Consider the following 13,120-nt stretch of genomic DNA (forward strand, 5'->3'; position numbering starts at 1 on the left):
CCGCCGGGCCCCCGGAAGGGGTGCCCGGCGCGCCCGGCCCGGGCGGCGGGCTGTCCCGGTACGACGGGCGCCGGTGCTCGGGGCGTCCCGTGTCACGCGGCCTTGAGCGCGGCGACGGCCGATGCGGCGAGGTCGTCCAGGTACCCGTCCGGCAGGGGCGAGCGGACCACGACGAGCCGCCAGTACAGCGGGCCGACGATCAGGTCCAGGGCGCGCTCCGGGTCGGCGCCCTCGGGCAGCTCGCCCCGGGCCACGGCGTCCCGGACGACCTGGGAGGCGACTCCGCGCTGGCCGTCGAGGAGTGCGGTCCTGATCGCGTCGGCGATCTCCGGCTGCCGCGCGGCCTCCACCAGCAGGTCGGGGATGACCTGGGAGGCGACCGGGTGGCGCAGCGCGTGGGCCGCGACCTCCAGGAGGGCGCGCACGTCGCCGTACAGCGAGCCGGTCGCGGGTGCCGGGAGGCCCTGCGCGGCGAACGCGGTCACCAGGTCGAGGACGAGGGACAGCTTGGACTTCCAGCGGCGGTAGACGGCGGTCTTGCCGACCCCGGCCCGGCGGGCGATGCCTTCGATGGACATCCGGGCGAAACCGACGGCGGCGAGCTCCTCGAAGACGGCCGCGCGGATGGCCCGGGTCACGTCCTCGCGGAGCACGGCGGCTCCCGCGGGGGCGCGGCGGGGGGCGGGCGGCGGTGGCGTCATGCCGGGGATCATAGGCGGTTGCGCAGGCACCCGTCACGACGCGACGGTTGCGTTCCGTCGTACGGACGTCCTAACCTCGCCGTAGCGACGATACGGGTCCGTCCCGACGGTTTTCGCGTTCCCGAGACGACCGCACGAAAGGCGTACGCCTGGTGAGTCCTGCCACCACCCTCGCCCGGCCGGCGGAGGGCGGCGCCCCCGCTCCCCCCGAGGACCTGCGGGCGCTCGCGCTGCGCCACGGGCTGAGTGTCAGCGGCGCCCGGCCGTCCCTGCCGGCCTACGTGCGGCAGCTGTGGGCGCGGCGCCACTTCATCGCCGCGTTCGCGACGGCCCGGCTCACCGCGCAGTACAGCCAGGCGAAGCTGGGCCAGCTCTGGCAGGTGGCGACACCCCTGCTGAACGCCGCCGTCTACTACGTCGTCTTCGGCGTACTGATGGACACGAAAAGCCACGTGGCGGACTTCGTGCCGTTCCTGGTGACCGGCGTCTTCGTCTGGACGTTCACCGCGAACTCGCTGATGGCCGGCAGCCGCGCGATCAGCGGCAACGCCGGTCTCGTGCGGGCGCTGCACTTCCCGCGGGCGAGCCTGCCGATCGCACTGGCCCTCCAGCAGCTCCAGCAGCTGCTGTTCTCCCTGGCGACCCTCGCCGTCATTCTTCTCGCGTGCGGGATCCGGCCGGGCGCGTCCTGGCTGCTGGTCGTGCCGGCGCTGGCCCTGCAGACGCTGTTCAACACCGGCCTGACGCTGGCCCTCGCCCGGCTGACGGCCCGCACACCGGACGTGTCCCAGCTCATGCCGTTCGTGCTGCGGACCTGGATGTACGGGTCGGGCGTGATGTGGAGCATCCAGCACGTCCTGGCCGACCGCGACCTGCCGGCCCTGGTGGCCGCAGTCCTGCCGTACAACCCGGCCGCGCTCTACATCGACCTGATGCGCTTCGCGCTCATCGACAGCTACACCTCCGCGCAGCTGCCGCCGCACGTGTGGGCCGCCGCGGCCGGCTGGGCGGTGGCCGCCTTCGCCGGCGGGTTCGTGTACTTCTGGAAGGCAGAGGAGACGTACGGCCGTGGCTGAACCGACCACCACCGGGGAACGCGTCCCGACCGTCGTCGCCGACGGCGTCCACGTGACCTACACCGTCAACGGCGGGTCCAGGGGCGGCCGCGGCGCCGCCACCGCCGCCCTGTCCCGGATCCTGTCGCGGCGCGGCCGCGGGCCCGCGCCGGGCGCCCGGACGGTGCACGCCGTGAAGGGCGTCAGCTTCGCCGCGTACAAGGGCGAGGCGATCGGGCTGATCGGCAGCAACGGCTCCGGCAAGTCGACGCTGCTGAAGGCCGTGGCCGGGCTGCTGCCGTGCAGCGAGGGCCGCGTCTACACCCACGGCCAGCCCTCCCTGCTCGGCGTGAACGCCGCCCTGATGGGCGATCTGACCGGTGAGCGGAACGTCGTCCTCGGCGGCCTCGCGATGGGCATGACCCGCGAGGAGGTCAAGGAGCGCTACCAGGAGATCGTCGACTTCTCCGGCATCAACGAGAAGGGCGACTTCATCTCGCTGCCCATGCGCACGTACTCCTCCGGCATGGGCGCACGGCTGAGGTTCTCCATAGCCGCCGCCAAGTCGCACGAGGTGCTGCTCATCGACGAGGCCCTGGCCACCGGTGACGCGGCCTTCCGGCGGCGCAGCCAGAAGCGCATCGACGAGCTGCGGGCGCAGGCGGGCACGGTGTTCCTGGTGAGCCACAGCAACTCCACCATCCGCGAGACCTGCGACCGTGCGCTCTGGCTGGAGGCGGGGCGGCTGCTGATGGACGGCCCGGTGGACGAGGTCGTCAAGGCGTACGAGAAGGAGACGGGCCGCACCTAGATGAATGAGTCCGATGTTCGTGCTGGTCGCGACCATGGCGAAGGGCGCCCGTTGGTCAGTGTGTGAAGACAACCTGGACGCCCTTCTGGCGGCACTGTACGTGTTCATCGACGACCATGTGGCGCCTTGTCGCCGGATCGGGCGACCCCCGAAACTGACGGACGCCGAACTGCTGTGCCTGGCGGTCGCCCAGGTCCTGCTCGGTTTTCCCTCGGCCCGGCACTGGATCCGCTTCGCCCACGCCCGCCTCGGCCACCTGTTCCGCTACCTGCCCCAGCAGTCCGCCTACAACAAGCGCCTCAACGCCGCAGGCCCCCTGATCAGCCGCGTGATCGAGGCACTGGCCCGGCAGGTGCCGACCTGGAACGACGACCTGCGGCTGATCGACTCCACCCCGCTGCCCTGCGCGGCCTCCCGCGAGACCGTCAAACGCTCCGACCTGGCCGGACACTGCGGGTACGGCTACTGCCGCAGCCACTCCCGCTTCTTCTGGGGCTTCCGCCTCTACCTGGTCACCACCGCCGAAGGCATGCCCGTCACCTGGTGCCTGGCCAACCCCAAGATCGGCGAACGGGAGGTGATGGCCGCGCTACTCGAACGCGACCACCACCTCGTCCGCCAAGGACAGGTGATCCTCGCCGACAAGGGCTTCGCCGGGAAGGAGTTCGAAGCGTTCTGCTCCGAGCGGCTCGGGGTTCATCTGGTGCGGCCGGACCGCGAGGACGAACCAGCCCGGCACGGAAAGATCGCCCGGGTCCGGCAGTGGATCGAAGCCGTCATCGACACCCTCAAGGGCCAGCTCAGCCTCGAACAGCACGGCGGCAGAACCCCAGCCGGAGTCTTCGCCCGCACCGGCCAACGACTCCTCGCCCTCGCCGCCGGCATCTGGCACAACTGGGCCACCAACGCCCCCGTCAAGCGATCACTGATCGCCTACGACCACTGAAGACATCGGACTCATTCATCTAGTCCCCGGGCCCGCCGGCCCGGCCGGTCGCCCCCGCCCGTCCGCCAGGCCCACTGCGCCGGCGCCCCGCCCGCCTCCGGCCGGACGCCCCGCTCCGCGGGCCTCGCCCACCCCACCCGCCACCGACCGGGCACACCCCAGGGCCCTCACCCCCACGCCAGCAAAACGGGGCACAGCATGACATAGGCCACTAAAGTGCGCGGAGATGACCAGCACCCCGCGTCCACGCCGTCTCGGCCTGGGCGGTGCCCTGCGCACCCCGCCCACGCCGCGTCCCCTGGACCCGCCGGAGAAGCCCCGCACCCCGCGGGCGCAGCGGCCGCCCCGCGCCCTGCGCCCCCGCGGCTGAGGCGGATCAGGCTGCGCTTCCGCAGGCCGCCCCGGCCGGGGCTGCTGCCGCTGGCCGCCGTGTGGCTGCTCACCCGCTGCGGCATGCTGTGGCTGCTGGCCCACGACACCCTCGGCATCGGCGGGGTCGGGCGCGAGGTGCACGTCCTGTACCGGTACTGGTACGAGCAGCTCGCCCGGGGGGTGCTCCCCGCCGACGAGACCGCGTGGCAGTACCCGCCGGGCGCCGCCCTGGTGCTGCTCGCGCCGGGCGCGGTCCCGGGACTCACGTACTTCCAGGCGTTCGTCGCCCTCACCCTGGCGGCGGACGCCGCCGTCGCCCTCGCCCTGGCGCGGGCGCGCGGCGGCGACTGCGCCGCCGGCGCCTGGTACTGGACGTGCGCGCTGCCGCTGCTGCTGCACCTGCCGCTCGCCCGGTACGACGTGCTCGTCACCGCGCTCGCCGTGGGCGGCCTGCTCGCGGTGCGGGCGGGACCGGCCCGGCTGGGCGGCGCCCTCGTCGGACTGGGCGCCCTGGTGAAGGGCTGGCCGCTGCTCGCGCTGGCCGGCACGCCGCGGGGACGGGTGACCCGCCGGTCCTGGGGGCGCTGGTGGCCACCGCGGCGGCCGGTGCGGCGGCGCTGCTCCTGCTGTACCCGCAGGCCCTGGGGTTCCTCCGGCACCAGGGCGGGCGCGGGGTGCAGGTGGAGTCGGTGGGCGGCACGCTGCTGTCCGTCGCCCGGCTGGCGGGCTGGCCGGGGCAGGTGGTGTACCGGTACGGGGCGTTCGAGTTCACCGGCCCGTACACGGCCGTCGTGGCGGGCGCGTCCCTGGTGCTGACGGGCGCCGCTCTGGTGTGGCTGCTGCTGTGGCGCGTCCGGTCGCTGCACTGGTCGGCCGCCACGCCCGCCGACGCGGCGCTGATGGCGGTGCTGCTGGTCACCGTGACCAGCAGGGTGCTGAGCCCGCAGTACATGGTGTGGCTGCTGGGGCTCGCCGCGGTGTGCCTGACGTCGCGGGCCACGACGCAGCGGCCGGTGGCGCTGCTGCTGCTGCCGGCGGCGGCGCTCAGCGCGCTCGTCTACCCGGTGCTGTACCTCCAGGTGCTGACGGTGACCCCGCTGGGCTGCGCGCTGCTGGTGGCCCGCAACGGGCTGCTGGTGTGGGCGGCGCTGCTGTCGTGCCGGCTGCTGTGGGAGGAGTCGGCGCCCGACGTGCTGCGGGTCCCCTGACACCGCCGCGCCGGCTGCCGGTCCGCCGGGCGGCGTCCTCGTCCGAGGCTTCCGGATACGCCGCGGGGGCGCCCACCGTGCCGGTGGGCGCCCCCGCGGGGCGTACCGCTAGCTGTGCGTGCGCAGCAGCGTCCGCATCGTCCGCATGGCCACCGACAGGTTCGCCAGGTCGAACGCCTCCGAGCCCTGGATCTCCTCCAGGGTGGCGCGGGCGCGGCCCAGCAGCGCGGCGTTCCTGCTCTCCCAGGCGGTGAACCGCTCGGCGGGCGTCGACGTGCCGTTCCCCGCGGCGAGGACGTCCGCGGTGAGCGCGGCGTGCGCGGCGTACAGGTCCTCGCGGATGGAGGCGCGGGCCATGGACTGCCAGCGGTCGGCCCGCGGCAGCTCGATGATCCGGTCCATCAGCTGGGTGATGCGCAGCCGGTCCGCCAGGTCGTAGTAGACCTCGGCGACGGCCAGCGGGTCCTTCCCGGTGCGGTCGGCGACGGCGACGATGTCGAGCGTCGGGAACGCGGAGGAGAACCCGGCGACACGGGCCGCCAGCTCGTCCGGCACCCCCGCCCCGGTCAGCTCGTCGACCAGGCCCCCGTACCAGTCCAGGTCGGCGCCGCGCAGCAGCTTCGGCATCTCCGACCAGACCAGTTCCACGCGCTCGGCGAAGAAGTCGATGGTCTCCGCGAGCCGCAGCGGCTGCGGCCGGTTGTTGAGCAGCCAGCGGGTGCCGCGCTCGACGAGGCGCCGGGAGTGCAGCCGGATCTGGTTCTGCACCTCGGCCGGGACCCGGTTGTCGAGGGCCTCCACGGCGTCCCAGACGGCGCCGAGGCCGAAGATGGCGCGGGCGGCGGTCTGCGCCCGCACGATCTCCTCGATGGACGCGCCGGTCTCCTCCCGCAGCCGGTGCAGCACCGTCGAGCCGCCGGAGTTCACGGTGTCGTTGACGAGCACCGTCGTGACGATCTCGCGGCGCAGCGGGTGCGCGTCGATGTGCTCGGGGAACTCCTCGCGCAGCTTCGTCGGGAAGTACGCGTGGAGCAGCCCGCGCAGGTACGGGTCGTCCGGCAGGTCGGTGGCGATCAGCTCCTCCGCCACCGTGATCTTGGTGTAGGCGAGGAGGACGGCCAGCTCGGGCTGGCTGAGGCCCTTGCCGCTGTTGAGCAGCTCGCGGATCTGCCGGTCGGAGGGCAGGAACTCCAGGTCCCGGTCCAGGGCCCCGTCCCGCTCCAGGCGGCGCATGAACCGCTGCTGGGCGTGCAGCAGGGACGCCGACTGCTGGAGGGCGAGGGCGAGGTTGGTGTTCTGCGCGTAGTTGTTGCGCAGCACCAGCGCGCCGACCTCGTCGGTCATCTCGGCGAGGATCCTGTTGCGCTGCTTGACGGTCATGTCGCCTTCCGCGACGAGCCCGTTCAGCAGGATCTTGATGTTGACCTCGTGGTCGGAGGTGTCGACGCCGGCGCTGTTGTCGATGGCGTCGGTGTTGACCTTGCCGCCCTCGCCGCCGGGGCCGCCCCTGCGGGCGAACTCGATCCGGCCGAGCTGGGTGAGGCCGAGGTTGCCGCCCTCGCCGACGACCTTGACGCGCAGCTCCTCGCCGTTGACGCGGATCGCGTCGTTGGCCTTGTCGCCGACGTCCGCGTGGGACTCGTGGGCGGCCTTCACGTACGTGCCGATGCCGCCGTTCCACAGCAGGTCGACGGGTGCCCGCAGGATCGCCTTCATCAGCTCGGCCGGGGTCAGCTTGGTGACGCCGTCCTCGATGCCCAGGGCGGCCCGCATGGCGGCGTTGACCGGGATGGCCTTGGCCTGCCGGGAGTGGACGCCGCCGCCGGGGCTGAGCAGCGCGGTGTCGTAGTCGGCCCAGGAGCTGCGGGGCAGCTCGAACATGCGGCGGCGCTCCGCGTAGGAGACGGCCGGGTCCGGGTTCGGGTCGATGAAGATGTGCCGGTGGTCGAAGGCCGCGACGAGCCGGATGTGCTCGCTGAGCAGCATGCCGTTGCCGAACACGTCACCGGACATGTCGCCGATGCCGACGGCCGTGAAGTCCTGCGTCTGCGTGTCGTGGCCGAGCTCCCGGAAGTGCCGCTTCACGGACTCCCAGGCGCCGCGGGCGGTGATGCCCATGCCCTTGTGGTCGTAGCCGGCGGAGCCGCCGGACGCGAAGGCGTCACCGAGCCAGAAGCCGTAGCCGGTGGCGACCTCGTTGGCGATGTCGGAGAACGTGGCGGTGCCCTTGTCGGCGGCGACCACGAGGTACGTGTCGTCCTCGTCGTGCCGGACGACGTCGGCGGGCGGCACGACCTCGCCGCCCACGAGGTTGTCGGTGATGTCGAGCAGCGCCGAGATGAAGGTGCGGTAGCTGGCGACGCCCTCGGCCAGCCACGCGTCGCGGTCCGCGGCCGGGTCGGGCAGCTGCTTGGCGACGAAGCCGCCCTTGGCGCCGACCGGCACGATGACGGTGTTCTTCACCATCTGCGCCTTGACCAGGCCCAGGATCTCCGTGCGGAAGTCCTCGCGGCGGTCGGACCAGCGCAGGCCGCCGCGGGCGACCTTGCCGAAGCGCAGGTGGACGCCCTCGACGCGCGGCGAGTACACCCAGATCTCGAAGGCGGGGCGGGGGGCCGGCAGGTCCGGGATGGCCTGCGGGTCGAACTTCATCGACACGTACGGGTGCGGCGCGCCGTCGGCGCCCTTCTGGAAGAAGTTGGTCCGCAGCGTCGCCTTGATGACGGTGAGGAAGGAGCGCAGGATGCGGTCCTCGTCGAGGGAGGCGACCTGGTCCAGCGCCCCGTCGAGTTCCTCCAGCAGGCCGTCGGTGAGCTCGGTGCCGGCGCGCTGCCGCTCCGGCGACATCCGCGCCTCGAACAGGGAGACGAGCAGCCGGGTCGTGTGGACGTTGGTGCGGAGGGTGTCCTCCATGTAGTCCTGGCTGAAGGTGGAGCCCGCCTGGCGCAGGTACTTGGCGTAGGCGCGCAGCACCATGGCCTGCCGCCAGTCCAGGCCGGCGCCCAGCACGAGCGCGTTGAAGCCGTCGTTCTCGGCGCGGCCGGTCCAGGTGGCGGCGAACGCCTCCTGGAAGCGCTTGCGGGCGTCGTCGCCCAGGTAGTCGCCACCGCTCCCGGCGGGCGCGGGCATGCGCAGGCCGAAGTCGTAGATCCAGGCGTGGCTGCGGTCGGCGCAGCGCAGCTCGTACGGCCGCTCGTCGACGACCTCGACGCCGAGCCGGTTGAGAACCGGCAGCACCGCGGACAGGGAGACCTGCGGGCCCGTCTTGTAGATCTTGAAGCGGCGCTCGCCGGGCGCGGCGCCCACCGGCTCGTACAGCGACAGGGCGAAGTCCTTGCCGCCGTCCTTGAGCTGCTCCAGCTGGACGACGTCGGCGACGGCGGTGCGCGGGATGTGGTCGGCCTTGTAGCCCTCGGGGAAGGCGCCTCCGAAGCGGCGCAGCAGCTCGGCGGCGCGCTCCTCGCCGACCTCGGCGTTGAGGGCCTCCGCGAAGCCGTCGGCCCAGGAGCGGGCGGCCTCGGCGAGGCGGGCCTCGATGCGGTCGGCGTCGGCGTCGGTGAGCGGGCTGACGGTGGTGCCCTGCGGGACGCGGACGACGAAGTGGAGGCGGGAGAGGACCGACTCGGTGTTCCAGGCGGTGAAGTCGACGCTGGTGCCGCCGAGCTCCTCCTTGAGGATGTCGGTCAGCCGCTCGCGGACCGTGGTGTTGAAGCGGTCGCGGGGCAGGTAGACGAGCGCCGAGTAGTAGCGGCCGTACTCGTCCTGGCGGAGGTAGAGCCGCAGGCGCCGGCGCTCCTGGAGGTACAGGACGCTGGTGACGATGGCGAGGAGCTGGTCGACGGGCGTCTGGAACAGCTCGTCGCGCGGGTACGTCTCCAGGATCTGCAGCAGGTCGCGGCCGTCGTGGCTGTCCGGGGAGAACCCGGCGGCGTCGAGGACCTCGGCGACCTTGCGGCGGATGACGGGGACGCGCCGCACCGACTCGGTGTACGCGGCGGACGAGAACAGTCCGAGGAACCGCCGCTCGCCGACGACGTTGCCGGCGGCGTCGAACTTCTTCACCCCGATGTAGTCGAGGTAGGAGGGCCGGTGGACGGTGGCCCGGCTGTTGGCCTTGGTGAGGATGAGCAGCTTGTGCTCGCGGGCCTTGGCGCGGGCGTCGGCGGGCAGCCGGTTGAAGGACGGCGACACGGGGTGGCCGTGGGCGTCGTCGCCGCTGTGGTGCGGGTCGGAGCGGAGGATGCCGAGTCCGGTGCCGGGCACGGCTGCGAGGGCGTCGCCGTCGACGAGGTTGTACTCGCGGTAGCCGAGGAAGGTGAAGTGGTCGTCGGCGAGCCAGCGCAGCAGCTCGCGGGCCTCCTCGACCTCGGTGGGCCGCAGGTCGTCGGCGGTGGGCTCGTCGGGCAGAGCGTCGGCGAGGCGCAGCGCGGCCTCGCGCATCTTCTCCCAGTCCTCCACGGCCTCGCGGACGTCGGACAGGACGCGCAGCAGGTCGGCGGTGATCTGCTTGAGGTCGGCGCGGTCGGTCTCGCGGTCGGTCTCGACGTGGATCCAGGACTCGACGAGCGCGTCGTGCGGCCGGGTTGCGCCGGGCTCGGCGCCGTCGGTGACGACCTCGATGAGCTTGCCGGTCACGTCGCGGCGCACGACGACCTGGGGGTGGACGACGAGGTGGATGCCCCGGTTCTGGCGGGACAGCTCGTTCGTCACGGAGTCCACGAGGAACGGCATGTCGTCGGTGACGACCTCGACGACGGTGTGGCTGCACGTCCAGCCGTTCTCCTCGACCGTCGGGGTGTGCACCCGGACGTTGGCCGTGCCCTGGGGGCGGTTCTCGGCCAGTCGGTAGTGCGACAGTGCCGCGCCGAAGACGTCCACCGGGTCACGGTCGGTGAGGTCCTCGGGAGCGGTGTGCAGGTAGTAGCGCTGGAGGTAGTCGAGGAGGGTCGCCCGGTCCGGGCGGTCACCGCTCTCGTGCTCAGCTACCCGAGCGGCCCGTTCGAGCAGCTCGGCCTTGGCTTCGTCCAGCTTGGTCTGCATGGTCCTCTGGCTCCTGTCGCGCGCCGTTGCGTGACGTAGTGAACGGTGGTGCACAACGCCTCACAGCGGGGTATCCACCCGGGTGGAGCGTCATGCGGGAAAGACGGGAAAAGAAGAAATCCGGCCACGACGGCGTCTTCCGGGACGCGCGGGGAGGCGTCGCGAGAAGGAGCGGCGGGACCGGATGGGAAAGATCAGCACCCGCCCGGACACGGCGACAGTCCGGGCGCCGGCCGGGGGCTCCGCTGCCCCCATGGCATATAGCGCTGATCACGGGTCCAGGCTATCGCCCTTCCCCCCTTGGCCGTCATGGGCTGTATGTGTACAAAAGACGGCGGTGAAGTTTGACACTCTGGACAGCGACAGGTGTGCAAGGATCCCACTCCCCTGGAGGCAGGCCTGATGGCACCCAAGATCCTCATCGTCACCGGCGACGCGGCCGAGTCCCTGGAGGTGCTCTACCCGTACCAGCGGCTCCGCGAGGAGGGGTACGGGGTCGACATCGCCGCACCGGCCCGCAAGACGCTCCGCTTCGTCGTCCACGACTTCGAGCCGGGCTATGACACGTACACCGAGAAGCCCGGCTACACCCTCCCCGCCGACCTGGCGTTCTCCGAGGTCGAGCCGAGCGGGTACGCGGGTCTCGTCATCCCCGGCGGCCGGGCCCCCGAGTACCTCCGCAACGACCCCGAACTCCGCAAGATCGTGAAGTCCTTCTTCGACGCGGACAAGCCGATCGCCCAGATCTGCCACGGCCCGCTGCTGACCGCGGTGCTCGGCGCGCTCGACGGCCGGCACGTCACGGCGTACCCCGCGCTGGAACCCGACATGCAGTCCGCCGGCGCCACCTTCCACGACCAGGCCGCGGTCGTGGACGGACCGCTGGTCTCCGCCCGTGCCTGGCCCGACCACCCGGCGTGGATGCGCGCGTTCCTGGACGTCCTGCGCGCCACCGCCCCCGCGACCTGACCCTCCCGGGCCCCGCCCTCCGGTCCGGGGGCATGCCTCCGCACCTGGAGGCGGGGCCCCCGACCGGGCCGCTGCCCCACCCCTGAGCGGCGGCCGGGCGGGGTCCCCGCGTCCGGGCGTGTGGGCGTACGGCGACGTGCCCGGCTACCGGCCCCCTTCCGGGCCGGGTAGGCGCGTTACCCCGTGCGGCCTTCCGCCCGGGCCGGGGGCCGGGCGCAACGGGCCCGTGCAGCCTTCCGCCCAGCCGGGGAGTCGAGTGCAACGGGCCCGTGCGGCTTCCGCCCAGCCGGGGGCCGGGTGAAACGGGACAGGACGGATGAGGAAACCCCTGCGGCTCCCCGCACAGCCGGGGCCGGGGCTCTTCCGTGCAGCGGGGCGCCACGGCCCTGCCTCTCGGTGCGGGGGCATGCCTCCGTACGTCGGCGTCCTCGGCGGCCGGCCCGATCGGAGCGCAGCCGGGCGCTCAGGCGATCAGGTCCTCCGCCACCGCCACGGCCTCCGCCAGCGTGTCCACCACCGGCACTCCCGCTGCCCGCAGGCTCGCCCTGCTGTGCGAGCCGCCGGTGTACAGCACCGCCTTCGCGCCCACGTGCGCCGCCGCCACCGCGTCGTCGGCCGCGTCCCCGATGACGACGACCCGCTCCGGCGCCACCCCGTCGAGTGCCCGCAGGTGCCGCACCATGTGCGCCGCCTTGCCCGCCGTGGACTGGTCGGTGCGCCCGTCGACCCGGACGAACCAGTCGTGGATTCCGTGCTGCCGCACCAGCGGAAGCAGCCGCTCGTGCGGGGCGAGGGACAGCAGCGACTGCGTGCGGCCCGCCGCGGCGGCCGCCGCCAGCAGCTCCGCGGCGCCGTCGGTGAGCCCGCAGGCGTCGGCGCGCGTCCAGTAGTGCCGGTGGAACGCCCCGTCCATGACGGCCCACTCGTCGTCGTCCGGCAGGCGGCCGAGCAGCCGCTCGTAGAACAGCGGCACCGGCACGCAGTACAGCTCCCGGTACCGCGCCAGCGTGACCGGTTCCAGGCCGAGCTCGGCGAACGCGGCGTTGGTCGCGTCGATGACCGCGCCGATGTCGTCGAGCAGTGTGCCGTTCCAGTCCCAGACCAGATGCGCGCTGTGCTTCCCCATACGAAAACCGTACCGGCCCCCACCGACAACGGACCCGGCCGCGCCCGGCCCGCGGGGGCTGCCGGGAACGGCGAAGGGCCGGCTGCCCACCGGGCCGGGTACGGCCCCGCGGCGGTCAGCCGAGCAGGCCGGGGATCTCCTGCACGCCGTACCAGAGCAGCTCGTGGTCCTCCGCGCCGTCGACCGTGAACTGCGCGTCGTCGTCTCCCATGTCCGCCGCGCCCAGGGCGTCCGCCGCGGCGGACACGGCCGCCTCGGCGTCGTCTGCGTCGGCGTGCACGGCCGCCGCCTTCACGAGCGGCACGGCGCCGTTGATCCGGACCTCGCCGACCGAGGCCGGGTCCAGGCTGCGGTCGGGGTCCACGGTGGTGGCGGCGTCGGGCACGTCCACGGCGACCACGATGCGGCGCCGCGCCGCCTCCGGGTCGGCGGCCAGCATGCGCAGCGACGCGGCGGCGGCCCGGTTCAGCGCGGCGTACTCCAGCTCCTCGATGTCGTCGGAGACGTACCACTCGCGCAGCCCCGGTGTGACGGCGTAGGCGGTCAGCGGGCCCGGGCCCAGTTCGCCCGCCCCGTGCGCCTGTGCGAGACCGGGAAGGGTCAGGGGAACGTACACGCGCATGTGGCAGGCCGCTTTCGTAGTCGGAGACGTCCTCAGGATACGTGCGAGGGTCCCCCTTCGGGGGCCTGTCCTCGTGCGTTCCGGGGTCCACTCGCGTCCCGTCAGCACCCCGTCCAACCCCGGAAACACGCACCCCGCACCACCCGAATAGGTGATTTCCGGTGCGGTGACGCGCGGAGCAGGGGGTCGTTGCGGCCGCCCGCGCGGGCCCGTATGAAGTGGCCGACCGAAGTTACTCCCGGGTAGTTCCGGGCTGACCGAAACGGGCGG

The 13,120-nt window shown here is 73.0% G+C and carries 11 protein-coding genes; 7 read left to right on the top strand and 4 right to left on the bottom strand.

Annotation, left to right across the window (positions count from 1 at the left end):
- Nucleotides 1–92: 92 nt before the first annotated feature.
- Nucleotides 93–713, bottom strand: a complete 621-nt coding sequence (locus L6E17_RS27470) for a TetR/AcrR family transcriptional regulator (protein WP_236243361.1) — start codon at nucleotides 711–713, stop codon at nucleotides 93–95.
- A 140-nt stretch (nucleotides 714–853) separates the two neighbouring features.
- Here L6E17_RS27470 and L6E17_RS27475 point away from each other — a divergent pair, with 140 nt between their 5' ends.
- From L6E17_RS27475 to L6E17_RS31700, 6 genes are all read left to right on the top strand, one after another.
- Nucleotides 854–1,777 carry an ABC transporter permease gene (locus L6E17_RS27475; RefSeq protein ID WP_236243362.1) on the top strand — a complete coding sequence of 308 codons (924 nt, stop codon included), beginning with the start codon at nucleotides 854–856 and terminating at the stop codon, nucleotides 1,775–1,777.
- The gene (locus L6E17_RS27480) at nucleotides 1,770–2,567 is read left to right on the top strand and encodes an ABC transporter ATP-binding protein (RefSeq protein ID WP_236243363.1); all 798 of its coding nucleotides are present in this window, start codon (nucleotides 1,770–1,772) and stop codon (nucleotides 2,565–2,567) included. The genes L6E17_RS27475 and L6E17_RS27480 overlap by 8 nt, the downstream gene beginning before the upstream one ends.
- A 34-nt stretch (nucleotides 2,568–2,601) precedes the next feature.
- On the top strand, nucleotides 2,602–3,513 hold the full coding sequence (locus tag L6E17_RS27485) for an IS982 family transposase (RefSeq protein ID WP_236243432.1): 912 nt from the start codon (nucleotides 2,602–2,604) through the stop codon (nucleotides 3,511–3,513).
- Nucleotides 3,514–3,739: 226 nt separating this feature from the next.
- Nucleotides 3,740–3,883 (top strand): hypothetical protein, encoded by a 144-nt coding sequence (locus L6E17_RS27490; RefSeq protein ID WP_236243364.1) that lies wholly within the window; start codon nucleotides 3,740–3,742, stop codon nucleotides 3,881–3,883.
- 59 nt (nucleotides 3,884–3,942) lie between these two features.
- Nucleotides 3,943–4,701, top strand: coding sequence for a glycosyltransferase 87 family protein (locus tag L6E17_RS31695; protein ID WP_374109163.1), 759 nt, complete (start codon nucleotides 3,943–3,945; stop codon nucleotides 4,699–4,701).
- Nucleotides 4,677–5,093, top strand: coding sequence for a hypothetical protein (locus L6E17_RS31700; protein WP_374109164.1), 417 nt, complete (start codon nucleotides 4,677–4,679; stop codon nucleotides 5,091–5,093). Before L6E17_RS31695 ends, L6E17_RS31700 begins: the two co-directional genes overlap by 25 nt.
- Nucleotides 5,094–5,201: 108 nt before the next feature.
- On the opposite strand, the gene L6E17_RS27500 is transcribed toward L6E17_RS31700, so the two are convergent.
- Nucleotides 5,202–10,133, bottom strand: a complete 4,932-nt coding sequence (locus L6E17_RS27500; protein ID WP_236243365.1) for an NAD-glutamate dehydrogenase — start codon at nucleotides 10,131–10,133, stop codon at nucleotides 5,202–5,204.
- A 402-nt stretch (nucleotides 10,134–10,535) separates the two neighbouring features.
- Here L6E17_RS27500 and L6E17_RS27505 point away from each other — a divergent pair, with 402 nt between their 5' ends.
- Nucleotides 10,536–11,102, top strand: coding sequence for a DJ-1/PfpI family protein (locus L6E17_RS27505; RefSeq protein ID WP_236243366.1), 567 nt, complete (start codon nucleotides 10,536–10,538; stop codon nucleotides 11,100–11,102).
- 463 nt (nucleotides 11,103–11,565) lie between these two features.
- On the opposite strand, the gene L6E17_RS27510 is transcribed toward L6E17_RS27505, so the two are convergent.
- Both L6E17_RS27510 and L6E17_RS27515 read right to left on the bottom strand, forming a co-directional pair.
- The gene (locus L6E17_RS27510; protein WP_236243367.1) at nucleotides 11,566–12,228 is read right to left on the bottom strand and encodes an HAD family hydrolase; all 663 of its coding nucleotides are present in this window, start codon (nucleotides 12,226–12,228) and stop codon (nucleotides 11,566–11,568) included.
- A gap of 115 nt (nucleotides 12,229–12,343) precedes the next feature.
- Complete coding sequence (locus L6E17_RS27515; RefSeq protein ID WP_236243368.1) at nucleotides 12,344–12,850, bottom strand: hypothetical protein; 507 nt, start codon at nucleotides 12,848–12,850, stop codon at nucleotides 12,344–12,346.
- Nucleotides 12,851–13,120: the final 270 nt, after the last annotated feature.

The organism is Streptomyces sp. CC228A (genome assembly GCF_021390935.1).
In the GTDB taxonomy this organism is placed as follows: Bacteria; Actinomycetota; Actinomycetes; order Streptomycetales; family Streptomycetaceae; genus Streptomyces.

What these genes read in the sequence shown, in the direction of transcription:
- L6E17_RS27470 (WP_236243361.1), bottom strand. Translation starts at nt 713, where the DNA reads ATGATCCCCGGCATGACGCCACCGCCGCCCGCCCCCCGCCGCGCCCCC.
- L6E17_RS27485 (WP_236243432.1), top strand. Translation starts at nt 2,602, where the DNA reads ATGGCGAAGGGCGCCCGTTGGTCAGTGTGTGAAGACAACCTGGACGCC.
- L6E17_RS27490 (WP_236243364.1), top strand. Translation starts at nt 3,740, where the DNA reads ATGACCAGCACCCCGCGTCCACGCCGTCTCGGCCTGGGCGGTGCCCTG.
- L6E17_RS27500 (WP_236243365.1), bottom strand. Translation starts at nt 10,133, where the DNA reads ATGCAGACCAAGCTGGACGAAGCCAAGGCCGAGCTGCTCGAACGGGCC.
- L6E17_RS27505 (WP_236243366.1), top strand. Translation starts at nt 10,536, where the DNA reads ATGGCACCCAAGATCCTCATCGTCACCGGCGACGCGGCCGAGTCCCTG.
- L6E17_RS27510 (WP_236243367.1), bottom strand. Translation starts at nt 12,228, where the DNA reads ATGGGGAAGCACAGCGCGCATCTGGTCTGGGACTGGAACGGCACACTG.
- L6E17_RS27515 (WP_236243368.1), bottom strand. Translation starts at nt 12,850, where the DNA reads ATGCGCGTGTACGTTCCCCTGACCCTTCCCGGTCTCGCACAGGCGCAC.